The organism is Microbacterium sp. T3-8, assembly GCF_055398145.1.
In genome coordinates, this window is record NZ_AP027918.1 from 3,032,619 (window position 1) to 3,053,068 (window position 20,450).

General features: G+C 70.6%; 20 protein-coding genes and 1 tRNA gene. 7 read left to right on the plus strand and 14 right to left on the minus strand.

Going from position 1 to position 20,450, the window contains the following annotated elements:
• Window positions 1–83 precede the first annotated feature (83 nt).
• The 3 genes from ACZ5Y9_RS14620 to ACZ5Y9_RS14630 form a co-directional block, all read right to left on the minus strand.
• On the minus strand, window positions 84–548 hold the full coding sequence (locus ACZ5Y9_RS14620; protein WP_464471650.1) for a hypothetical protein: 465 nt from the start codon (window positions 546–548) through the stop codon (window positions 84–86).
• Window positions 549–640: 92 nt separating this feature from the next.
• Window positions 641–1,081: an alternative ribosome rescue aminoacyl-tRNA hydrolase ArfB gene (arfB, locus tag ACZ5Y9_RS14625; RefSeq protein WP_404598172.1), complete on the minus strand. Its 441-nt coding sequence runs from the start codon at window positions 1,079–1,081 to the stop codon at window positions 641–643.
• Between the two features lie 25 nt (window positions 1,082–1,106).
• Window positions 1,107–2,408: an MFS transporter gene (locus tag ACZ5Y9_RS14630; RefSeq protein WP_464471651.1), complete on the minus strand. Its 1,302-nt coding sequence runs from the start codon at window positions 2,406–2,408 to the stop codon at window positions 1,107–1,109.
• Between the two features lie 70 nt (window positions 2,409–2,478).
• Here ACZ5Y9_RS14630 and ACZ5Y9_RS14635 point away from each other — a divergent pair, with 70 nt between their 5' ends.
• The gene (locus tag ACZ5Y9_RS14635) at window positions 2,479–3,102 is read left to right on the plus strand and encodes a TetR/AcrR family transcriptional regulator (protein WP_247625210.1); all 624 of its coding nucleotides are present in this window, start codon (window positions 2,479–2,481) and stop codon (window positions 3,100–3,102) included.
• A gap of 22 nt (window positions 3,103–3,124) precedes the next feature.
• The gene (locus tag ACZ5Y9_RS14640; RefSeq protein ID WP_464471652.1) at window positions 3,125–4,345 is read left to right on the plus strand and encodes an alpha/beta hydrolase family protein; all 1,221 of its coding nucleotides are present in this window, start codon (window positions 3,125–3,127) and stop codon (window positions 4,343–4,345) included.
• Between the two features lie 23 nt (window positions 4,346–4,368).
• Here ACZ5Y9_RS14640 and ACZ5Y9_RS14645 read toward each other — a convergent pair.
• The 6 genes from ACZ5Y9_RS14645 to ACZ5Y9_RS14670 all read right to left on the minus strand — a co-directional run bounded on the left by ACZ5Y9_RS14645 (window position 4,369) and on the right by ACZ5Y9_RS14670 (window position 10,504).
• Window positions 4,369–4,444 (minus strand) — tRNA-Met (locus tag ACZ5Y9_RS14645).
• A 94-nt stretch (window positions 4,445–4,538) separates the two neighbouring features.
• Window positions 4,539–5,960: a DUF6716 putative glycosyltransferase gene (locus tag ACZ5Y9_RS14650; RefSeq protein WP_464471653.1), complete on the minus strand. Its 1,422-nt coding sequence runs from the start codon at window positions 5,958–5,960 to the stop codon at window positions 4,539–4,541.
• The gene (locus ACZ5Y9_RS14655; RefSeq protein ID WP_247625213.1) at window positions 5,957–6,829 is read right to left on the minus strand and encodes an N-acetylneuraminate synthase family protein; all 873 of its coding nucleotides are present in this window, start codon (window positions 6,827–6,829) and stop codon (window positions 5,957–5,959) included. The genes ACZ5Y9_RS14650 and ACZ5Y9_RS14655 overlap by 4 nt, the downstream gene beginning before the upstream one ends.
• Window positions 6,830–6,925: 96 nt before the next feature.
• Window positions 6,926–8,134, minus strand: a complete 1,209-nt coding sequence (locus ACZ5Y9_RS14660; protein ID WP_464471654.1) for a cytidylyltransferase domain-containing protein — start codon at window positions 8,132–8,134, stop codon at window positions 6,926–6,928.
• A gap of 1 nt (window position 8,135) precedes the next feature.
• Window positions 8,136–9,527: a polysialyltransferase family glycosyltransferase gene (locus ACZ5Y9_RS14665; protein WP_464471655.1), complete on the minus strand. Its 1,392-nt coding sequence runs from the start codon at window positions 9,525–9,527 to the stop codon at window positions 8,136–8,138.
• Window positions 9,524–10,504 (minus strand): glycosyltransferase family 2 protein, encoded by a 981-nt coding sequence (locus tag ACZ5Y9_RS14670; protein ID WP_464471656.1) that lies wholly within the window; start codon window positions 10,502–10,504, stop codon window positions 9,524–9,526. Before ACZ5Y9_RS14670 ends, ACZ5Y9_RS14665 begins: the two co-directional genes overlap by 4 nt.
• Before the next feature lie 124 nt (window positions 10,505–10,628).
• Between ACZ5Y9_RS14670 and ACZ5Y9_RS14675 the strand changes: the two genes are divergently transcribed.
• A complete protein-coding gene (locus ACZ5Y9_RS14675; protein ID WP_464471657.1) occupies window positions 10,629–11,519 on the plus strand; it encodes a hypothetical protein in 891 nt (296 codons plus the stop codon).
• A gap of 46 nt (window positions 11,520–11,565) precedes the next feature.
• Window positions 11,566–11,874 carry a DUF4229 domain-containing protein gene (locus tag ACZ5Y9_RS14680; protein ID WP_247625218.1) on the plus strand — a complete coding sequence of 103 codons (309 nt, stop codon included), beginning with the start codon at window positions 11,566–11,568 and terminating at the stop codon, window positions 11,872–11,874.
• Between the two features lie 57 nt (window positions 11,875–11,931).
• Here the strand turns inward: ACZ5Y9_RS14680 and ACZ5Y9_RS14685 are convergent, their stop codons facing one another.
• From ACZ5Y9_RS14685 to ACZ5Y9_RS14695, 3 genes are all read right to left on the minus strand, one after another.
• On the minus strand, window positions 11,932–12,927 hold the full coding sequence (locus ACZ5Y9_RS14685) for a 1,4-dihydroxy-2-naphthoate polyprenyltransferase (RefSeq protein ID WP_372491589.1): 996 nt from the start codon (window positions 12,925–12,927) through the stop codon (window positions 11,932–11,934).
• 63 nt (window positions 12,928–12,990) lie between these two features.
• Window positions 12,991–13,281 carry a DUF4287 domain-containing protein gene (locus tag ACZ5Y9_RS14690; RefSeq protein ID WP_464471658.1) on the minus strand — a complete coding sequence of 97 codons (291 nt, stop codon included), beginning with the start codon at window positions 13,279–13,281 and terminating at the stop codon, window positions 12,991–12,993.
• A 19-nt stretch (window positions 13,282–13,300) separates the two neighbouring features.
• Entirely contained in the window at window positions 13,301–13,756 is a 456-nt protein-coding gene (locus ACZ5Y9_RS14695; RefSeq protein ID WP_247634062.1) for an Lrp/AsnC family transcriptional regulator, read from the minus strand.
• Window positions 13,757–13,828: 72 nt separating this feature from the next.
• Between ACZ5Y9_RS14695 and ACZ5Y9_RS14700 the strand changes: the two genes are divergently transcribed.
• Complete coding sequence (locus tag ACZ5Y9_RS14700; protein ID WP_404598162.1) at window positions 13,829–15,268, plus strand: DUF6421 family protein; 1,440 nt, start codon at window positions 13,829–13,831, stop codon at window positions 15,266–15,268.
• Between the two features lie 31 nt (window positions 15,269–15,299).
• On the plus strand, window positions 15,300–15,941 hold the full coding sequence (locus tag ACZ5Y9_RS14705) for an SDR family NAD(P)-dependent oxidoreductase (protein WP_464471659.1): 642 nt from the start codon (window positions 15,300–15,302) through the stop codon (window positions 15,939–15,941).
• A 28-nt stretch (window positions 15,942–15,969) separates the two neighbouring features.
• On the opposite strand, the gene ACZ5Y9_RS14710 is transcribed toward ACZ5Y9_RS14705, so the two are convergent.
• Window positions 15,970–17,361 carry an MFS transporter gene (locus tag ACZ5Y9_RS14710; RefSeq protein ID WP_247625223.1) on the minus strand — a complete coding sequence of 464 codons (1,392 nt, stop codon included), beginning with the start codon at window positions 17,359–17,361 and terminating at the stop codon, window positions 15,970–15,972.
• Window positions 17,362–17,423: 62 nt separating this feature from the next.
• Here ACZ5Y9_RS14710 and ACZ5Y9_RS14715 point away from each other — a divergent pair, with 62 nt between their 5' ends.
• Window positions 17,424–18,488: a threonine aldolase family protein gene (locus ACZ5Y9_RS14715; RefSeq protein WP_247625224.1), complete on the plus strand. Its 1,065-nt coding sequence runs from the start codon at window positions 17,424–17,426 to the stop codon at window positions 18,486–18,488.
• Between the two features lie 27 nt (window positions 18,489–18,515).
• Here ACZ5Y9_RS14715 and ACZ5Y9_RS14720 read toward each other — a convergent pair whose 3' ends face one another.
• A complete protein-coding gene (locus ACZ5Y9_RS14720; RefSeq protein ID WP_464471660.1) occupies window positions 18,516–20,372 on the minus strand; it encodes a sunset domain-containing protein in 1,857 nt (618 codons plus the stop codon).
• Window positions 20,373–20,450 lie beyond the last annotated feature (78 nt).

The window sequence follows — 20,450 nt, forward strand, 5'->3', positions numbered from 1 at the left end:
TGAGCGGGCCAGCGACCATCATCGCAGACAGCACGCGGACCCGCGGACGGCTGCGGACGGATCAGACTCCGCGGGCTGACAACCTAGGCGCGCAAGAACGGGATCGCCAGAGCGGGGCGGTGAACGACCCGCTCCGAGACCACGGTGCCGCGGATGATCGTGACGAGGCAGTAGATCACCAGTGCGATGAACGAGCCGACCAGAATCAGCCACACACTGAAGTTGAGTGCCTCACCGCCTGGATAGTCCTCCTGGTAGCGCAGCGCGTTCAGCGGAGCGGCGACCGCGAGGAAGATCGCGATGAGAGCGATGAGGTAGAAGGCGTAACTGATGGCCCAGTTCGCCGCCCAGCGCGCATTCTCGCGCACGATCGGATGCTGCACGTGCATCGCCGACAACCGCTGCACGATCGCGACGATGATGGCGACGATCACCCCGAAGTAAGGGATGTACATCAGGAACAGCAGCGCCCAGTAGCGGCGACCACTGATCGACGTGTATTCGATGGGCGGTTGAGGCGGCAGGACGGCGTGGTTCTCGTCGGTCATGTCTCGCTCCCAAGGTCGGAACCGCTCCCCCTGAGCGGGCCAGCGACCATCATCGCAGAGACCGCGCGCACCCGCCGACAGCTGTGGACGGGTCAGACGTCGCGCGGCCGCTGACGCAGCTGCTTCACATCGGTGCGGCGCTGCTTGGCCTTCAGCCGGCGCTCCTTCGATCCACGACTGGGCTTCGTCGGGCGACGGGGCGGCGCAGGCGGCCGGATCGCCTCGGCGACGAGCGCGACCAGCCGCTCCCGCGCCGCCTCGCGGTTTCGCAGCTGCGCCCGGTGTTCGGATGCCGCGATCGTGAGCACGCCGTTCACCAGCCGGCCGGCCAGCCTCTCGAGGATCCGCTCCCGCTGCACCGGGGAGAGCTGCGGGGAGTTCGCGGCATCCCACACCAGTTCCACGCGGGAGTCCGCCGTGTTCACGCCCTGCCCGCCCGGCCCCGAGGAGCGCGAGAACCGCCACGACAGCTCGGACTCGGGGATCGTGAGACCCGACGAGACCCGGAGGCCGGGGCGAGCTGAGGTGGACATGGCATCCATCATCCCCCGATCGGCGTCATCCCGCGATCGGCGCGGGGGCCGCGGCATCCTGCTCGTCGGTCTGCTCGCCGAGCGCGCCGCGCTCCTCCTTCTTCGCGGTGTTGACGATGTGCGCGCGGCCGACGACGATCGCGGCGACGACCATCAGGGCGACGCCCAGCCAGTAGGGCGCGGCGTGGCTGATGCCGGCGTAGAGCGCGGCGGCGATGAGCGGGGCGACCGTGCCCATCGCGGCGTTGAGCGACTGCGTCACACCGCCCAGCCAGCCCTGCTCGTCGTCGCCGACGGCGTTCGACATCGCGCCGTCCATCGCGGCGGTCGCGGCGCCCTGGCCTGCGGCGAGCATCAGCGCACCGACGATGAACACCCACGGCTGCGCGAGCACGGACGCGACGATCGCGAGCCCGGCAAGACCGATCGCCTGGGCGACGATTCCGCTGACGATCACGCCGCGCTCGCCGATACGGGGCAGCAGGATGCCGAGCAGCACGCCCTGGATGAGGATGTCGATGATGCCGACGCCCGCGGTGAGCAGCCCGATCTGCGTGGGTCCCCACTGGATCGAGTCGAGGGCGAGCACGCTGAAATTGTTGACGAAGAACCCGAACGGCAGGGCGAGCAGCGCGAAGCCGATGAGGAGTCCGCGCAGCTCGCGGCGGGCGAAGGCATTGCGGAACACGGCGAACGGTTGCACGTCGCGGGCCGCGATGCGCGTGATGCGGTTCTCGGGCGCGAGGCTCTCGGGCAGCAGGAAGATGCTGAGGATCGCGATCGTCAGGCCGACGGCGGCGGTCACGAAGACGGGCAGCTGCAGGCTGATGGCGGCGAGGAGCCCGCCGACGGCCGGGCCCACCATCATGCCGATGCCCGAGAGGGCACCGAGCAGACCGAAGCGCTGCGCGCGCTTCTCGGGCGGGGTGATGTCGGCGAGGTAGGCGAAGAGCGCGGGAAGATCGCCGGCGGTCAGCCCCTGGATGACGCGCGCGAGCACGAGCACCCACAGCGCGCCGCCGATCCCGAACAGCGCCATCGAGAGCGCGGCTCCAAAGGCGGCGGCGATGATGACGGGCCGCCGACCGAAGCGGTCGGAGAGGCGTCCGAGGAACGGGGCGACGAGGAAGGCGCACAGGCCGTTGATCGCCTCGAGCACCCCGACCCAGATGGCGAGGTCGCTCTCGTGCGACACGTACTGCAGCACGACGAAAGGGAGCACGGGAAGGACGACCGTCATGCCGATGACGGTGAGCATCGTCAGGACGATGAGCATGATCCAGGCGCGGTTCGTGGAGCGCGCGGAGAGGAGAGAAGGTGAAGTCATACCGAAAGTGTATCCATACCAGTTTTGGTGTCAAGCCAGTTTTGTATCGAGTTCGAGATAGGGTGGAGGCATGACCGGAACGAACCCCCTCGGCCGGCGGGAGCGCAAGAAGGCGGCGACCCGCAAGAACATCTCGGATGTCGCGACGATGATGTTCCTCGAACGCGGATTCGACGACGTCAGCATCCGCGAGATCGCCGACGCGGCCGATGTCTCGCCCACCACCGTCTTCGCGCACTTCCCGCAGAAGGAGGCGCTCGTCTTCGACGAGGACGACGAGCAGCGCGACCGTCTCGTGGGCGCCGTGCGCGACCGTGCGGACGGCAGCACGATCAACCGCGCGATCCGCGACTTCTACGCCGCCGAGATCGGCGCGAACCTCGACGAGCACGGCGAGGACGTCGCGCGCATCTTCCTGCGATTCCTCAACGAGACCCCGGCGCTGCGCGACTACGCCGCCAAGATGTGGCTGCGCCACGAGGACGCGCTGGCCGATGCGATCGCCGACGAGCTCGGCCTCGACGCCCCGACGCCCGAGATCCGCGTCTACGCACGTTTCGTGCTGCAGCTGCAGCTGCTCATCACCGACAGCGACGACCAGCTCGCCACCCTCGACGCCGGGTTCGTCGTACTCGAGCACGGATGGGGCCGGGTCGAGCAGCGCCTTGTGGGCTCGGCGCACGACCCTCGATAGTGGAAACGGAAGGGAGTCCCGCATGACGCACCACGCCGCCCACATCCGCGCGTTCTCCGAGAGCGCCGACTTCGACTTCGAGATCCGCAGCGCCCTCGGCGCGAGCGTGGAGGGCGCTGCAGAACCGGGCGAGGTCCTCGCCGCCGTCGCCGGCATCCGCAACGGCGAGCACGAGGCCTGGTTCGACGCCTGGAAGGGTCTGGCCGACCGCACGGTCGCCACGGCATCCGCGAGCGCGGAGGCGGGGCACCCGGTGAGCGCGGCATCCGCCTACCTGCGCGCCTCGGCGTACTACGGGGTCGCGGTCAATGCGGCGAGCGCACTCGCCGACCCGGATGCGATGGCACCGACGTTCGCGAAGCAGGAGGCCGCCTGGCGCGGATTCGTGACGCACACCTCGACCGTGGTCGACGACGTCACGATCCCGTGCGGCGGCGGGACCCTGCCCGGATGGTTCTTCCGCCCCGCGCCGGTACCGGAGGGCGCGACGCCCCCGACGCTGGTGGCCGTCAACGGCAGCGACGGCTCGCGCGCCTCCCTCTACGCGGCCGTCGTCGCGCCCGCTCTGCGCCGCGGATACAACGTGCTCGTCTTCGACGGTCCCGGCCAGCAGTCGGAGCTCTTCGAGAAGGACGTGCCGTTCCGCCCCGACTGGGAGCACGTGCTCACCCCGGTCTTCGACACGGTCGCCCGCCTCGACGGCGTGGATGCGATGCGCATCGCGGTCTACGGCATCAGCCAGGGCAGCTACTGGGTGGCGCGCGCCCTCGCCTTCGAGGACCGTTTCGCCGCTGCGATCACCGACCCCGGGCTCGTCGACGTCTCGACCTCGTGGACCGGGCACCTCCCGCACGGGCTGCTGAAGCTGCTCGACGAGGGGCAGGTCGAGAAGTTCGACCGCGAGATGGAGCTCGGCCTCAAGCTCTCCCCCGAGACCGCGCGCACCTGGCGCTTCCGCGCACGCCCCTACGGCACGCGAGGCTACGGCGAGACGATCCAGGCCGTGCATCAGTACTCGGTCGCCGACATCGCCGCCGAGATCACGACCCCGCTGCTGATCCTCTCCCCCGAGAACGAGCAGTTCTGGCCCGGCCAGGCCGACCGGCTCGCCGCCCTGACACCCGGCGTGTCGACGGTCGTGCGCTTCACCGAGGCGGAGGGCGCCGACGGGCATTGCCAGCCGCTCGGCCGCACGATCACGGCGCAGCGTATGTTCGACTGGTTGGACGAGCGGCTCGGGTGACGCCCGGGTCTCGTCGGGAGAAGTGGACGCGACGGCGGGAGTCGAACCCGCAACGCCATCAGATATGAGCTGAGGCCCGGGACCGCCCGGATCGCCGCGATGGCACTGACGTTACCCGGCCGTGATCGTCAAAGCGAGGACATTCCTCGAAGTGACACTCGACTACTTCGTATGACGTCATCAAGGCACGACGTCAGCGCCGGATGGAGTCGCGCAACGGGCTCGGCTCGAGCGTGTAGTCGGTCGAGGCATCCGCCCAGGTGCGCCCGCCGCCCTGCGTGCGCCCCCGGCGCAGCGCTGAGATCAGGCGGGTCGCCGGCACACCGATCGCCAGTGCGACCGCCCCGCTGACCGACCGGTCCTCGCGACCGAGCACGCTGGCCCGATGCCACGCCTCGTGCAGCCGACGCCCGCGAGGTGCGGGCACCCGCCGGGCCGGAAGCCCGCCCGCCCGGCGCAGTGCGACGAGCTCCTCGACCCGCTCCCACCACGTCGACTCCTTCGACGGGTGGAAGTAGTTGTCGCGCAGCCAGTCGGGGTGCGGCTGACGGAACCGGCCGCCCACCACCTCGCGCCCGCCGCCGAGCAGACCGCTGCCCACGAACACCGTGTTGAGGAGCGGCTTGCTGACCCCGTAGGAGTCGAGCGCGATCACGGGCACACCCTGTGCGACGGCCTCGATCGCGGCGGTGGAGCTCACGGTGACGAGACCCGCGGCCGTCGAGAGCGCCTCGGCCATGGACGCGTACGAGACGACGAGGTTCGACGGCATCCGGCCCGCGAGCAGCTCGGGGTACGAGTCGCGTTCGAGGTGCGTCTCGGCTTCCCCCGGCCGCGAGCGCAGCTTCACCACGATGCGCCGGGTAGGGTCGACCTCGGCGGCGCGGATGAGCATCTCGGCGATCTTCTCGCGCTCGGCGCGCTCCGCGGGAACCATCGCCTGAGCCGCGAACACGACGTCGGTCGCCGGTGGGCGGTGAGCGACGGCCTCGGCGGGCTGCGGGCGTTCGGCGACCGCGACGCCCGCCACTCCCGACACCCCCGCCGCTCCGGCGGCGAGCACCCGCGCGCGATCGGCCGCCAGCATCCGCTCCCGTCCGCGCGCGAACGGCAGCGTCGCCAGGGCCATGGGGATCTGCACACCGATGCGACGACCGAGCTCGGCGAAGGCCCGCTGCTCGCGGTGCGAGTGCACGACCAGCAGGTCGGTGTGGCGCCGGTAGTCGAGGGCGCCGCGCTGCGCGGGGATCGCCATCCCCGGCAGGCCCGAGACGGTGACGGGACGCTGGGGCAGCGCGTCGATCACGCGCCCCATCAGGCGCACGAAAGGGCCGCGCCCGGCGAGCACGACGACGTCGGGCTCGTGCCGGGAGAGCCAGGCCTCGGCCTCGTGGAAGGCGATGCGCGCGACATCGGACTCACGGATGCCGGTGCCCGCGAGAGCCGTGCGCTGCTGGGCCGCGCTCGCGGTGAGCGGGGTGCGCACGAGCAGCAGCTGCGGACGGATGCCGGGCACCGCCGCGAGCAGCGAGGCCGACCACTTCACGAAGGAGTCGGCATCGGCGATCGCGACGACCTTCAGCCCTCCGCCCTCCCCGGGGCGCAGGTCGGTCATGCGGGAACGCGGCGCAGCTTCGCCATGGGGGCGAGCTCGCTGTCGAAGACGCGCTTGACGCCGTCGCCGAGGGCCTTCTCGATCACGCGGATGTCGCGGACGAGGTGCTCGAGGCCGGTCGGCTCGAGGGAGGCCGCGTGGTCGGAACCCCACATCGTGCGGTCGAGGGTGATGTGGCGCTCGACGGCGACGGCCCCGATCGCGACGGCGGCGAGCGAGATCTGCAGGCCGCGCTCGTGGCCGGAGTAGCCGACGGGGATCCCGGCGTAGCGGTCGCGGAGCGTGGCGATCGCCCGCAGGTTCGCCTCCTCGGGCTCGAGCGGGTACGTGGAGGTGGCGTGCATGAGCACGACGCGGTCGGTGCCGAGCGTGTCGAGCGCGCGATCGATCTGCTCGATCGTCGACATGCCGGTCGAGAGGATGACGGGCTTGCCGGTCTCGCGCAGGGCGAGGAGCAGCTCGGTGTCGGTCAGGCTCGCCGAGGCGACCTTGTGCGCGACCACGCCCAGGTCTTCGAGGAAGGCGACGCTCGGCACGTCCCACGGCGAGGCGAACCAGTCGAGGCCGAGCATCGTGGCGTGGTCGCCGATCGCGATGTACTCGTCGCGTCCGAACTCGACGCGGCGGCGGTAGTCGAGGTAGCTCATGGTGCCCCAGGGCGTCTCGCGCGGGACGTCGCGCATGTGCGCGGGGGTGGAGATCTCCGGGGTGCGCTTCTGGAACTTCACGGCGTCGGCACCGGCCCTGGCTGCGACGTCGATGAGACGCTTCGCGATGTCGACGTCGCCGTTGTGGTTCAGGCCGATCTCGGCGATGACGTAGGCGGGGCGACCGCCGCCGATCACGCGCGATCCGATGCTGACAGTCATGGTTCCTCCGGTGGTCGAGCGATGCGGAAAACCCCCGCCCCTCCTGGCTACGCCTCGGGGGTGAACACCCGACGACTCCCGGGTTACCGGCACCGGTCAGTCGGGCAACACCCGTTCGACGAGCTCGCGCACGGCGCCGTTCCCCCCGGTGCGGGTGAGCACGACGCGCGCTGCGGCGAGCACGCGCGGGTGCGCGTTCGCCACCGCGACCGGCCACCCGACGATGCGCATCGCGGGCAGGTCGTTGACGTCGTTGCCGAGGTAGGCGATGTCGTCGAGGCGGATGCCGGCGTCCGTGGCCCACGCACGCAGCGCCTGCTCCTTGTCGTCGATGCCGTGCAGCACCGGCACCCGCAGCTTCTCGGCCCGGGCGCGGACGACGGGGTTCTGCTCGGTCGACAGGATCAGCATCGGGATGCCGGCGCGCCGGAGCAGTGCGACGCCCATGCCGTCCTCCCGGCTCACTCGCACGCGTTCCCCGCCGTCGGCGTCGATGATCGCGGTGTCGTCGGTGTGCACGCCGTCGAAGTCGGTGACCACGGCGCGCACGTCGATGCGCCCGGGGGCTTCGCCTGCCCGATCGTGCACCGCGGCGAGCGCGTCGGCGATGCGGAGCTGCTGCGCATCGTCGATCTCGATCGCCGTCCACTCCGGCACCTCGGCGATGCGGATCCGGCCGAAGAAACGGTGCCGGCTCGTGCGGAAAGCCTCCGCACGGAAGACGTAGAACGCGCCGGTCTCGAGGTAGTGCGGTTCGCGATCCTGGCGGCGCGGGCGGTGCGCGGCCTCGTGGTTGATAGCCGTGGCCTGGTCGCCCTCCGCTCCGCTGCCGCGACGCCAGAGGAAGCCGTAGGTCTCGTGCGCCGAGAACACGCTGTCGGCACGATCTGCCCGCACCTCGGCGACGGCTCCGGCGAGCGCCGCGCTCGGGAGGAACGGCGAGGTGGCCTGCACGAAGGCGATGATCCCGACCCGCTCCCCCGCGGCTTCGATCTCGTCGACCGCGTGCAGGATCGCGCTCTCCGACGACGCCGTGTCGCCGGATATCTCCGCGGGTCGACGGACCACCCGCGCGCCCGCCGCCGCACTCACGGCGGCGATCTCGTCGTCATCGGTCGAGACGACGACGAGGTCGATGCCCGCGGCGTCGCGCGCCGCCCGGATCGCCCGCACGACCAGCGGCACTCCCCCGACGGTGCGCAGGTTCTTGCGCGGCACGCCCTTCGACCCGCCGCGCGCGGGGATGATCGCGACGGTCAGCCCGTCGGTCGCATCGCTCATGTCTCCGCTCATGTCATCGCTCATGTCATCGTCCTCGAATCGCTCGCCAGGCCCGGCCCGCACGCCGTCGCGCCCCGATCGCCGTCAACCGCAGCTCCTCCATACGCCCGGTGCCTCCGGCCGAGCGCAGCATCCGCCGCGCCGCGCCCTCGGCCGGCGCCCCGGGCAGCCGCAGGTCGCGCAGCCGCTCGGGGGCGAAGTACCGCTCGCGTTCTCCCGGCGTCAGGTCGCGCAGCAGCAACTCCGCGCGCTCGCGCAGGTGCCCGGCGATCTCGGGCTGCATGGCGTAGCCGACCGCATCGACGAGCAGCTGCAGACGCGCAGGGTCGACGTACGGGGAATCCTCCCGGGTGAGCGCGTCGACGATCGTGAGCGGCACCCGGTTGCTGTTCTCGTACGGGCGCAGGCGGCGCAGCAGCATCGACACCCCCGCCGAGGCGATCGTCGTGCCGCGCAGGGCCTGCACGGTGGGCAGCGCGGTCGAGAACGCCGCGACCACCGCGCGGGCATCGACGCGGCGCGCGAGCTGCTCGGCGGCGAGCGGACCCCGGTAGACGGCGAACTCCACGCCGTGCGAGAGGGCGCGTTCGCGCACGGCATCCGTCTGCAGCGGCGGCGCCGCCGGATGCGGTTTGAAGATGATGCGGGCGGGTCCGGCGGCAGCCGCCCGGTCGATCAGCTCGCGCTGCAAGGCGATCTCCTCGCGCGGGGTCAGCAGTCCGAGCGCCGAGAGGTACTGCCCGAGCACGATCGCCGTGGGGGCGCCGTCGTCGAGCGGATACCTGTCCGTGTCGAGGAGGGGCTCCCCGAGATCGGTCTCGTCGAGCACGCGTCCGAACGCGGCGACGGGCACGGGAACGGATACCGCGACCGGGCCGCCGGCGAGAGGCGCGACCCCCGGCACGACGTCGGCGTGCAGCACCCGGATGATGCGGCTGCGCACGGTGTGGTCGAGGGGCACCCGCATCGGCGAGTAGGTCATGAGGCCGTCGCCCACGATCGTGATCTTCGCGCGCGGGAACAGCGACATCAGCGTGCGCGCCGGCGCGACCTGCGGGCTCTGCACGAACAGCTCGAGATCATCGGCGTCGAGGTTCCACGCGCGGGTGAACAGGCGTTCGAGCAGGGGCAGGTCGGCCGGTTCCGGCTCCCATCCGCTCGGATGCAGCGGGCCGAGCAGCGCGTCGAGGTCCTCGATCCGGTCGAAGCGAGTCCGCAGCGCGGCGAGCGCCGGGTCTGCGGCGATCCCGGTCACGAGCTCGGGCACCCGCGCCGAGACGAACGGCACCAGCACCCGGTCGCCGCCCGCTCCACCGCGGCCCACCTTGCCGGGACGCGGCTCCAGCAGCCCCTCGTCGATCGCCGCGGCGACGGTCGCGAGTCCGTAGGCGCTGTGCAGTGCGAAGATCCGGGTCATGAGCCGTGCCCCGCCCGTCGCAGCACCCGCGCGAGCACTCGGCGCCGTGGTCCCGAGAGTGCGCGCACGGCGGCCCGCACCTCGGCGTGGGGCAGCGCCCGCAGCAGCTCGACGATCTCCGCACGCATCTCCCCGCGCAGTGCGCGCGGCATCCGCCGGGCTCGCACGAGGTGGTGCGAACTGAGTGCCAGGGAGGAGAAGGTGATCTTCGGCAGGAATCGAGCGGCCTCGGCATCCGCCTCGACGATCGCGACGGCCTCGGCCATCGCACGGGCGAAGTCGAGCTGCCGCCGATCGCGCACCTGCGTGAGCGAGGTCGACACCCCGCGGCGGTACAGGAGCGCGGGGGCGTCGACCACCGCGAACGAGGCGTCCGACAGATGCAGCCGCCAGATCCAGGGGCGGTCCTCGGCGGTGTGCAGCCCCTCGGGGAAGGCGGCGAGTCCCCGATCGATGATCCGGCGGTCGAAGATGCCCGCCCAGGCGAACGGGTAGTCGACCATCGTGGTCTCGGCCTGTGGCAGGATCGCGTCGCGGGCGGCGACGACGGTCTCCCGCCACGGATGCGGAGCGCGCACGAGTGCCCGATCGGCATCCGTCACCGTCACGTGATCGGTGCGCAGGAAGTCGGCATCCAGCTCCCGCAGCCGACGCGCGAGCACGGCGAGCCGCTGCGGCTGCATCCAGTCGTCGCCGTCGAGGAAGCAGAAGGCGTCGCCCTCGACGTGCGCGAGTCCCTGGTTGCGCGCGCTCGCGAGCCCGCGGGCCGAGTCGTTGCGGATGACCTCGGCGTGCGGAAACCGATCGGCGTACCGGCGCATGAGGGCGCCGGTGTCGTCGCCGGATCCGTCGTCGATCGCCACGAGCTTCAGCGCCGCCGCATCGTCGAACTGACGCGTCAGGCTCTCGAGCGTGGTCGCGATGTAGGCGCCGGCGTCCTTCGCGGGAAGGATGACGGTGACGAGCGGACTGCGCACGGGACTCCCGGTGATGGTCGGTCGGTCGGGAATCGTCTCAGGCGTTCCTTGCCGCCCGGCGACGCGCGGGTGAACGCGGGGTGTCCTGGTAGGCGGGGCCGCGCGCATCGGCGACGATGGAGCGATGCTCTTCTCACGCGGGTCGAACGGTCGACGGATGCTGCGACGACGCCATGACACCCATGATCTGCGATGGCTCTCTGCGCGCGCCTGGACGACCCGCTGGTATCCGCAGGGGATCGACATCGGCGAACGCGAGGGGCGCCGCACGCTCGCCGTCAGTTGGTTCCGCCAGGATCGGACCGGCCATCATCTCGCCTCGCGCGTCGTGCTGATCGACACCGAGCGGGCGAGGCATATCGACATCGCGCTCGCGATCGAGGACGATGCGGGCGACCTCCAGCCCGCGCAGATCCACACGGGCGGGCTGGCCTGGTTCGGCGATCGGCTGTTCGCCGCGGCGACGGGACGGGGCATCTGGGAGTTCGACCTGTCCGACATCCGCCGCGTGCACGGCCCGGTCGCCCGGCGTGTGCGCGGGATCGCCGGCCGATGGTGGCCGCGCTCCGCACTGGTCGCCGTGCGCACGCGCGTGCATCCGGTCGATCTGCGCTGCTCGTTCCTCGGGCGCGCGTTCGACGCCGACGGCGCACCGCTGCGGCGGGTGCTGATCGGCGAGTACCGCCGCGACGACGAGGGACGCATCGGCGAGTTCACGATCCCGGAGGGCACCGATGACGACTTCGTCGCTCACGAGCGGTTCACGCCCGGCATCCCCCGCATGCAGGGTGCGGTGCGGTGGGGTGACCGGATCCTCGTGTCGCAGTCGGCGCTGAAGACCCCCGGCAGGCTGTGGACCGGCACGCGCGATGCCCTGACCCGGCACTCCTTGCCCCTGCCCGCCGGGTGCGAGGACCTCGCGCTCGATCCGGACGAGCGGATGCTGTGGACGCTCGGCGAGCATCCCCGGCACCGGGTCGTGCGCGGCATCCCCTTCGCCCGTATCGGGCTGTGAGGGTCGGCCGAGAAGTCCGCCCCGAGAACGCTCGTAGACTTGTCGGGTGAAGCCTGCACCTTTCTTCGTCTACTCCGTGCTGCGGCTGCTGGCGTTCCTCGTCCCGCTCGCGATCCTCTGGTTCTTCTTCCCGATCTTCCGGGAGTTCTGGTGGCTCGCCGCGATCTTCGCCGCGCTGATCGGCACGAGCATCTCGATGCTGTTCCTGCGCCGCCCGCTCACCGAGGCGTCGGCGGCGATCGTCGAGCGCCGCGAGGCGCGCGCGTCGACCGGCCAGGAGGATGCCGACGCGGAGGACGCGGTGGTCGACGGCGAGAGCGAGACGCGCGCCGACGAAACCCGCGACGAGAAGTAACCGCGGGAGACAGCCGGGCTCTGCCGGGCTGTGCCGGGTCAACCGGGCTCGGCCGGCTCAGCCGATGAACGCCCAGAACAGGGCGCCGGCGTACAGCAGCGACGTGAGCGAGGTCAGCGCGAGAGCGATGACGAGTTCCTTGGGCTGGCGGTAGGTCCAGACGATCAGGATCGCCGGGAGCCCCGCGAGCAGGGCGAGCAGCGAGAGCCAGGCGATCGGGAAGAGCAACGCCAGCAGGATCGCGATCGCGAACGGCGCGAGCACGAACAGCGTGAACAGCACCTGCGTCGCGCGGCGCCCGATGAGCACCGTGAGCGTGCGCTTGCCGACGACGCGATCCTGGTCGATGTCGCGCAGGTTGTTGGCGAGCAGCACCGCGCAGGCGAACAGTCCCGCGGCGATCGCCCCGAGCCACGCCTGCTGCGGCAGGTCGAAGATCTGCACCCAGGTCGTGCCGAGGGTCGCGACGAGCCCGAAGAAGACGAACACGAACACCTCGCCCAGACCGGCGTAGCCGTAGGGGCGCTTGCCGCCGGTGTAGAACCAGGCGGCGACGATGCATGCGGCGCCGACGGCCAGCATCCACCACTGCTCCGTGCGCACCACGATCGCGACGCCCACCGCGGCGGCGAGCGCGAAGAACACCAGCCCGATGATGAGCACGGTGCGCGGCTTCACGCGACCCGAAGCGGTGAGACGCGTGGGACCGACGCGCACGGCATCCGTCCCCCGCACGCCGTCGCTGTAGTCGTTGGTGAAGTTGACGCCGATCTGCAGCAGCACCGCGACCGCGAGGCACGCGAGGGCGATCACCCAGTGGAACTCGGGGCCCGTGCTGCGCGCGGCTCCCGTGCCGATGAGCACCGGCGCGATCGCGAGGGGCAGCGTGCGCAGACGCGCGGCGCCGATCCAGTCGCCGAGCGTGACGGGCCCGGCCTCGATCACGGCCTGGCGGGCGGGGTCGCCGCTCGCCCGCTTCGCCGGGTTGCCGCTCACGCGAGCCGGGTTCGTCTTACGGGTCGCGGAGGTCTTGCGCTTCGAGGATGCTGCCACGGAGGAATCCTACTGTGCGAGCCCATGACGCCCCGGGGGCGACGGCGGGTCGGGGATTCGGGCTCAGGGATTCGGGTTCGAGTCCTTGCCGTCGAGCCAGAGCTCGTCGCTCTTGTCGCCGTGCGCTCCGCCCTTGCCGACGTGCGTGGAGCTGATCTTCGGCCCCTTGAGGATCACGTGCACCATCGCCTGAGCGTGCCCGTGGCCGAGACCGTAGGTCTGCTTGAGCCAGTTCAGCACGACGGTCGACTTCGTCGTCTCGTCGAAACCTTGCTCCTTCGCGAGCGCGATGAACTGCCGGGGCGTGAGACCCGTCTGGGTCTCGACCTTGTCGAGGTAGGCCTGGAACGACATCGGTGTCTCCTTCAGGGGGTCAGTCGTGCGCGATCGGGATGATCGGTCGATGCTCATAGTAGGTCTGCAGCACCACGGTCGTGCGGGTGTTCACGGATGCCGCGAGCCGGATGTCGCGCACGAGCTCCTCGAGCGCGCGGGGCGAGGCCACGCGCACGAACAGCATGTAGCTCGCGTCGCCGGCGATCGAGTGGCACGCCTCGATCGCATCCAGGTGCTCGAGCTGCTCGGGGGCGATGTCGGGCTGCGCGGGGTCGAGCGGGGTGATCTCGATGAACGCCGAGAGCGGCGTGCCCACCTTCTCCGGGTCGAGCAGCGCCCGGTAGCCGGTGATCACGCCCCGCGTCTCGAGGCGGCGCAGACGCGACTGCACGGCCGAGACCGACAGCCCCACGGCATCCGACAGTTGCGAGAGCGTGGCACGCCCGTCGCGGGAGATCTCGGCAAGGATCGCGCGGTCGACAGAGTCATCCATGCGTGTAAGAATATCGTTAGCTTCCCGTTTGCACAGGAAAGTTTCCGTCTATTTCTCCGATCGGAGGTCCCGATGTCCATCATTTCCGCCAACAGTTCCGCTGTTCAGGCCATCGTCGGCGAACCCGAGGTCGTCGAGGACGCATCGACCGCCGAGTCCTCCGCCGCCTGGGCACAGCTCAAGGATGCCGCGATCGCGATCCGCGAGATGCAGATCAAGGACGGATCGATCCCCGACGCCGCGCACCACGCGACGGCCCGCGAGCTCGTCGCCGCGATCACCGCCGGCATCCGTGCCCTCGCGCCCGCCTTCCCCCACGACGCCGCCTACCTCGCGGCCTCCGTGGTCGACTTCGACCGCTGGGCGGCGGAGGACTTCGGCGTTCCGGACTTCCTCGACTCCCTCGTGGCGTTCCAGCCGCAGGAGCACCGCGTCGACGGCACCCGCCACCTGGTCGTCTTCCCGATGTACACGCAGAACGGTTCGAGCGACCGCCTCGTCGAGGCCTTGATCGTCGAGACGATCTGGCCGGAGTTCATCGGCGCCCTCGAGGCCGGCGACTACGGCAACAAGCTGTTCGTCTCGCTGCGTCTGGTCGACTTCACGCCCGGGTACGACACGAACTCGGCCGTGCTGTTCCCCGAGACCGTCGCGATGCGCGAGATCCCCTCGTTCACGTGGGGCGCGATCTTCCAGGACCGCGAGGCCGCCCGCTACCGCCGCGTCACACGCGCGGCATCCGAGATCACCAAGCTCGATCTGCCCGAACGCGCCGCCGAGATGCTCGACGACCAGGCGCTCACCGAGCGGGTGTTCGTGATGTGGGACATCATCCACGACCGCACCCACATGCGCGGCGACCTGCCGTTCGATCCGTTCATGATCAAGCAGCGGATGCCGTTCTTCCTCTACTCGCTCGAAGAGATGCGCTGCGACCTGACCGCGTTCCGCGAGTCGGTCAAGATCGAGCGCACGCTCACCGCGCGCAGCGAGGCCGGCGAGGATCTCACCGACTCCGAGCGCGAGATGCTCGAGCATGCACCTCTGGTGCAGTACGCGGTGATCTTCGACCGCATCTTCCGCTTCGCGATCACGGGTTCGCGCGTGCGCAACTACGACGGCCTCGGCGGACAGCTGCTGTTCGCATGGCTGCACCAGCGCGGCGTGCTGCACTGGACCGACACGGCGCTCGCGTTCGACTGGGAGGGCGTGCCCGACGCGGTCGTCGCGCTCGGCGACGCGATCGACGACCTGTACTGGCGTTCGATCGACCGTCCGAAGACGGCGCACTGGCTGGCCGCCTACGACCTCGTCCGCTCGGTACTGACGCCGCATCCGGCGTCCGCCTGGGCGCGCGGACTGTCGGACGAGATCCTCGCGGGAGCCCCCAAGGGCTACACCGACGCGGTGCTCGACGACGAGTTCCCGCTGTCGATGTTCTTCGAGGCGCTCGACAAGAAGATGAAGACCGTGATCGAGTCGACCGTGGGAATCCGCGGCACCGACGACTGATCGCATCCACGGCCGGGCCGGAGTCTCGCGTATGAAGACCATCGTTCTCGCCGGGGCCACGAGCGCCTCCGGCCTCGCCGTGACCCGCGCGCTGATCACGGCGGGCATGCGCGTCGTCGCGACCGGACGCTCCGCCGACCGTCTGCAGCCGCTGGCGGATGCCGGAGCACGGACCGACGTCGCCGATGCGACCTCGCTCGATGACATGATCGCGCTGGCGGAGCGACTCGCGTCCGACGGCCTCGCGGTCGACGCCGTCGTGCCCCTCGTGGGCGGGTGGCGTGGGGGCGGCGGCCTCGCCGGTCAGAGCGACGAGGACTTCACGGCGCTGCTGCCCGCACTCGACGCCGTGCGTGCGACGAGCCGCGCGTTCGACGGGGCACTGCGGGCATCGGATGCCGGACGCTTCGCGATCGTGTCGTCGACGGCCGTCGCGCGACCGCTCGCCGGCGGGGCGAACTACGCCGCGGTCAAGGCCGCGAGCGAGGCGTGGACGCGCGCCGTCGCACAGGGGTTCGCCAAGACGGCTCGGGATGCGGGAGAGCCGCTGCGCGCGGCATCCGTCGTGTTCCGCGCGAAGGCGCTCGACCCCGAGTCGCTGGCACCGCGCATCGTCGGTCTCTGGGATGCGGATGCCGCCGAGCTGAACGACCGGGTCATCGACCTGGAGTGAGCGGGGTTCGCGATCGGGAGCGTGGCGGCTAGAGCTGCGATGCTCCCGGGACGACCGGCGGGGCATCGTCGACCGACGCGCCCTCGCCCTCGCCCGGAATGCTCTGCTCGGGCGCCTCGGCGTAGAGCACCGTGAGCTTGCGGTACGACTTCGTGAAGAACGCGAGCGTCGCCGCGACCACCATGATGAGCCCGGCGAACAGACAGATCAGGGCGATGCCTCGGGCCTCTCCTTCGCCGAGCAGCCAGCCCCACTGCTGCTGACCCTCACGGCCGTCCATGTAGGGGATGATGAGGAACTCGGCGAGAGGCGCAATCAGGAACGCCGTGATGGGTGCGGCCGCCGCCTCCATCGCCGCCGCGACGCCGAAGACCCGGCCCTGGCGTTCGAACGGCACGACCTTCTGGATCACGGTCTGCTCGGCCGCCTCGACCGGCGGCACGAGCGCCATGTAGACCCACATGCCGAGCACGTACAGCCACCACCACTCGCGCAGCATGAACACCGCTCCGAGCAGCCCCATCGCGATCACGACGAGCAGCATGGTGCGCATCGGCTTCTTGCCCAGGCCGAACTTGGCCACCAGGCCGCCGCCGATGAGGAAGCCGGTCGACGCGAAGGCCAGGGCGAAGCCCCACGTCTGCGCGTCGAACAGCGTGAGCCCGTAGGGGTCCATGAGCGCCATGTAGACGCCGCCGATGAGGTTGTTGAAGGTCGAGAAGATGATGAGCGCGAACAGCCCGGGAGCCTGCCGGATCGCGCGCACGCTGCCGCGGAAGTCGACCGCGCTCTGGGCGTCGGGGTCGGCCTGCGGCTCGCTCTCGGGGATGCGGATGAAGAGCAGATGCGCGAAGGTGACCGCCATCGCGGCGATCGCGATCGCGAGGGTCCAGCCCATGCCGAGGAACCCGATCGAGAGCCCCGAGAAGACGCTCGTGACGAGGAAGGCGATGCCCTGCACCGTGCCGACGAGGCCGTTGGCGTTGGCCCGCTTCTCTTCGGGCACGAGCAGGGTGACGGTGGTCGAGAGCGCGATGTTGCGCAGCTGCTCGATCACCCCGCCGAACAGGATCACACCCGAGAACAGCCAGAACCACGGGCCGCCCAGGTCGAGCAGGGCCGCCTCGGGCTGCGACAGGTAGAGCACTCCGGCGACGAGGAAGGCCACGGCCGAGATCACGCTCGAGAGCACCATGACCGCGTGCTTGCGGTGCCGATCGACGATCGTTCCGAACATCATCGCGAAGAACGCGACGAACAGCATGTACGCGCCGCCGATGACGCCGGTCGCGAGCACCGACTGCGTCTCGATGTAGACCCAGAAAGTGAGCGCGAACCAGAGGAAGCTGGTCGTCACGTTGGCGATCAGCGTATTGACGAGGACGTTGAGGAACGCCCGGTTCGCTGCGGTCCGCTGCATGGGTTCGAGGGTACTCAGGACCACCGACATCCGATACGGGTTCGGGCGAATAGGCTGGGTCGGTGACCATTCAGCACGACCCCGCGATCCGGGGCTTCGCCAGTGACAACTACTCCGGCATCCACCCCGAGGTGCTCGCCGCGATCGCGACCGCCAACGACGGCCACCAGGGCGCCTACGGCAGCGACGCGTACACCGCGCGCCTGCAGGAGGTCGTTCGCTCCCACTTCGGCGAGCGCGCCGAGGCCTTCCCCGTCTTCAACGGCACGGGCGCGAACGTCACGGGCCTGCAGTCGATGCTCCCCCGCTGGGGTGCGGTGATCGCGGCCACGACCGCGCACATCAACGTCGACGAGGGCGGTGCCCCCGAGAAGATCGGCGGATTCAAGCTGCTCACGGTGCCCACCGACGACGGCAAGCTCACCCCCGAGCTCATCGACCGCGAAGCCTGGGGCTGGGGCGACGAGCACCGCGCGCAGCCGCTGGTGGTCTCGATCACCCAGTCGACCGAGCTCGGCACCCTCTACACCGCCGACGAGATCCGTACGATCGCCGATCACGCGCACGAGCGCGGCATGAAGCTGCACCTCGACGGCGCTCGCCTCTCGAACGCCGCCGCCGCCCTCGATCTGCCGCTCGCGGCCTTCACCACGGATGCCGGCGTCGACGTGCTCAGCTTCGGCGGCACCAAGAACGGCGCCATGCTCGGCGAGGCCGTCGTGGTGCTGAACCCCGAGGCATCCGACGGGCTGGTCTACTCGCGCAAGTTCAACATGCAGCTCTCGTCGAAGATGCGCTTCGTGTCGGCGCAGTTGATCGCTCTGCTCGAGGGCGACCTGTGGCTGCGCAACGCGCGTCACGCGAACGCCATGGCCGCCCGCCTCCGCGGCGAGATCGAGCAGGGCATCGCATCGGGTTCGATCACCGGCGTCGCCTTCACGCAGCCGACCCAGTCGAACGGCGTGTTCGCGACTCTGCCCGACGGCGTCGCCGACGCGCTGCGCGAATCGTTCCGCTTCTACGACTGGGATGCCGCGCGCAACGAGGTGCGCTGGATGTGCAGCTTCGACACCCACGAGGACGACGTCGACGCGTTCGTCGCCGAGCTCGCGCGCCTCACGGCCTGAGGCCGCGCGGAGCCTCGGCCGGCGCGCTCATCGCTTCGACTTGCGATACCCGGCCTTCACTGCCGCAGCCTCGGTCCGGAAGCACTCCTCGGGCTTCGTCTTCGAGTAGTAGGCGCCGGATGGCACGTGATAGATGTGCGAGCTGGCGTTGCCCTTGATCGGCGCCCACGACGGGCAGTCCCACGACGAGACGGGTGTGGTCCGGTTCGGGTACGTCACCGCAGCGGATGCCGTGGACGTCCGCTGCGCCGTGACGTAGCCGCTCTTCGCTCCGGTCACCCGTACCGTGACGCGCTTGCCGACCATGCCCGCCGTCACGGAGAGCGTGGAGCCCGTCGCGTTCGCGATGGCCTTCCCGTCGAGGTACCACGCGTAGGCGATGCGGGTGCCGGCGGTCCAGGCACCGGCGGCGGCGGTGAGGCGGTTTCCCACGACGGCGGAGCCGCTCAGTGTCGGCGTCGGGGCCGCGAGAACCGCGAGCACGGCGGACGTCGGGACGGAACGCTTCGCCGCTGTAGCGAACCCGGCCTTCGTGCCGGTCACGACGACCGTGATGGTCTTGCCCGCTGCTGTCGCCGGAATCTTGAAGGCCGTCGTCGTCGCCTTCGGCACCGCGACCCCACTGACGTACCACTGGTACGTCAGCTTCGCTCCCGCCGTCCAGGTGCCGGCCGCCGCGGTGAGCGTCTGCCCGACGATCGCCGAACCCGAGACCTTGGGCACGGGAGCCGTCATCGGCTGGACGACGGCGGATGTCGCCACCGATGTCCGCGTCGTCACGAGATACGTGGCCTTGCGTCCCACGACCTGCACCGAGATCTTCTTGCCGACCAGCGACGCGGGGACGACGAAGGTCGCCGCGGTGGCCTTCGAGATCGCGACTCCGTTCGCCAGCCACTGATACGTGAGCGCGGCCCCGGACGTCCACGACCCGGTCGATGCGCTGAGCTTCTGCCCGACCGTCGGGGATCCGGTGATCGTCGGCGTCGCAGCCTCCATCAGACGCAGACTCTCGAGCTTCGCAGTGATCCCCGTACGGACGGTCGCTGCTCCCAGAACGATGCGTTCCGCCTGGGCGAATCCCGGTGCGTCGTTCCACCATTCGGACGACGCCCCCGTCACCGCCGACACGAACGCGACACGGTAATCCCCGGCCGGCAGCCCGCCGACGGCGAACGTGCCGGTGTCGGAGACGTAGTCCGCCGAGGTCGCAACTGTGCCCGTCCCGGAACCGGGGTAGACGGCCACGGCGATGCGCCTCCCCCGCAGATCGACACCGGCGGGGACCGTCACCGATCCCGAGACGAGCGCCGACGCGGTGAGAGCCACGTCGTACGCCAGACCCGCCGAGTCCACGACGACGGTCGCAGCGCCGTCCGGAGTCGTCGAGTCGGCACCCCAGCGGTCGAAGACCGCACGTCCCCGCGAGACGACGGCGAGCAGGACCTCGCCCACGGGCACCTGCAGGGAATAGCTCCCCGTGTCACCGACCGGGGCCGCCGCGAGCGGTGAGGCCACGTCGGATCCCGGCGAGTACGCGACGACGTACGTGCTCCCACTCGCCAGGGCGACGGCTGCGGGGAACGTCACCGTCCCGGCGACGACGCCCGTCTCGGGAACACCCTCGACGGGTTCCGTCGGCTGAGCCGCGCGCTTGGCCGCGGCGATGGCCGCCCGCGGGAGACGATCCGCGAAGGAGGCGAACGCCGGCTCGGTCGCGGCCACCGTCGCTCCTGCGATCGGGGCCGAAGCTGCGGGCGTTGCCACCGCGATCTGGGCCGAAGCTGCGGGCGTTGCCACCGCGATCAGCATCGACGCCAGCATGACAGCGGCGACCGTGACAGCAACGGATCGACCGAAGCGCGGGCGCAGGGGGATCGCCATGGGCATCCTCTCGGAGGGACGGGACGCGATCGAGTATCACGCCGAACACGGCTCTCTCGGAGCAGATCGCCTATGACA

What these genes read in the sequence shown, in the direction of transcription:
- ACZ5Y9_RS14620 (WP_464471650.1), bottom strand. Translation starts at nt 548, where the DNA reads ATGACCGACGAGAACCACGCCGTCCTGCCGCCTCAACCGCCCATCGAA.
- arfB (WP_404598172.1), bottom strand. Translation starts at nt 1,081, where the DNA reads ATGTCCACCTCAGCTCGCCCCGGCCTCCGGGTCTCGTCGGGTCTCACG.
- ACZ5Y9_RS14630 (WP_464471651.1), bottom strand. Translation starts at nt 2,408, where the DNA reads ATGACTTCACCTTCTCTCCTCTCCGCGCGCTCCACGAACCGCGCCTGG.
- ACZ5Y9_RS14635 (WP_247625210.1), top strand. Translation starts at nt 2,479, where the DNA reads ATGACCGGAACGAACCCCCTCGGCCGGCGGGAGCGCAAGAAGGCGGCG.
- ACZ5Y9_RS14640 (WP_464471652.1), top strand. Translation starts at nt 3,125, where the DNA reads ATGACGCACCACGCCGCCCACATCCGCGCGTTCTCCGAGAGCGCCGAC.
- ACZ5Y9_RS14650 (WP_464471653.1), bottom strand. Translation starts at nt 5,960, where the DNA reads ATGACCGACCTGCGCCCCGGGGAGGGCGGAGGGCTGAAGGTCGTCGCG.
- ACZ5Y9_RS14655 (WP_247625213.1), bottom strand. Translation starts at nt 6,829, where the DNA reads ATGACTGTCAGCATCGGATCGCGCGTGATCGGCGGCGGTCGCCCCGCC.
- ACZ5Y9_RS14660 (WP_464471654.1), bottom strand. Translation starts at nt 8,134, where the DNA reads ATGAGCGATGACATGAGCGGAGACATGAGCGATGCGACCGACGGGCTG.
- ACZ5Y9_RS14665 (WP_464471655.1), bottom strand. Translation starts at nt 9,527, where the DNA reads ATGACCCGGATCTTCGCACTGCACAGCGCCTACGGACTCGCGACCGTC.
- ACZ5Y9_RS14675 (WP_464471657.1), top strand. Translation starts at nt 10,629, where the DNA reads ATGCTCTTCTCACGCGGGTCGAACGGTCGACGGATGCTGCGACGACGC.
- ACZ5Y9_RS14690 (WP_464471658.1), bottom strand. Translation starts at nt 13,281, where the DNA reads ATGTCGTTCCAGGCCTACCTCGACAAGGTCGAGACCCAGACGGGTCTC.
- ACZ5Y9_RS14695 (WP_247634062.1), bottom strand. Translation starts at nt 13,756, where the DNA reads ATGGATGACTCTGTCGACCGCGCGATCCTTGCCGAGATCTCCCGCGAC.
- ACZ5Y9_RS14700 (WP_404598162.1), top strand. Translation starts at nt 13,829, where the DNA reads ATGTCCATCATTTCCGCCAACAGTTCCGCTGTTCAGGCCATCGTCGGC.
- ACZ5Y9_RS14705 (WP_464471659.1), top strand. Translation starts at nt 15,300, where the DNA reads ATGAAGACCATCGTTCTCGCCGGGGCCACGAGCGCCTCCGGCCTCGCC.
- ACZ5Y9_RS14710 (WP_247625223.1), bottom strand. Translation starts at nt 17,361, where the DNA reads ATGCAGCGGACCGCAGCGAACCGGGCGTTCCTCAACGTCCTCGTCAAT.
- ACZ5Y9_RS14720 (WP_464471660.1), bottom strand. Translation starts at nt 20,372, where the DNA reads ATGGCGATCCCCCTGCGCCCGCGCTTCGGTCGATCCGTTGCTGTCACG.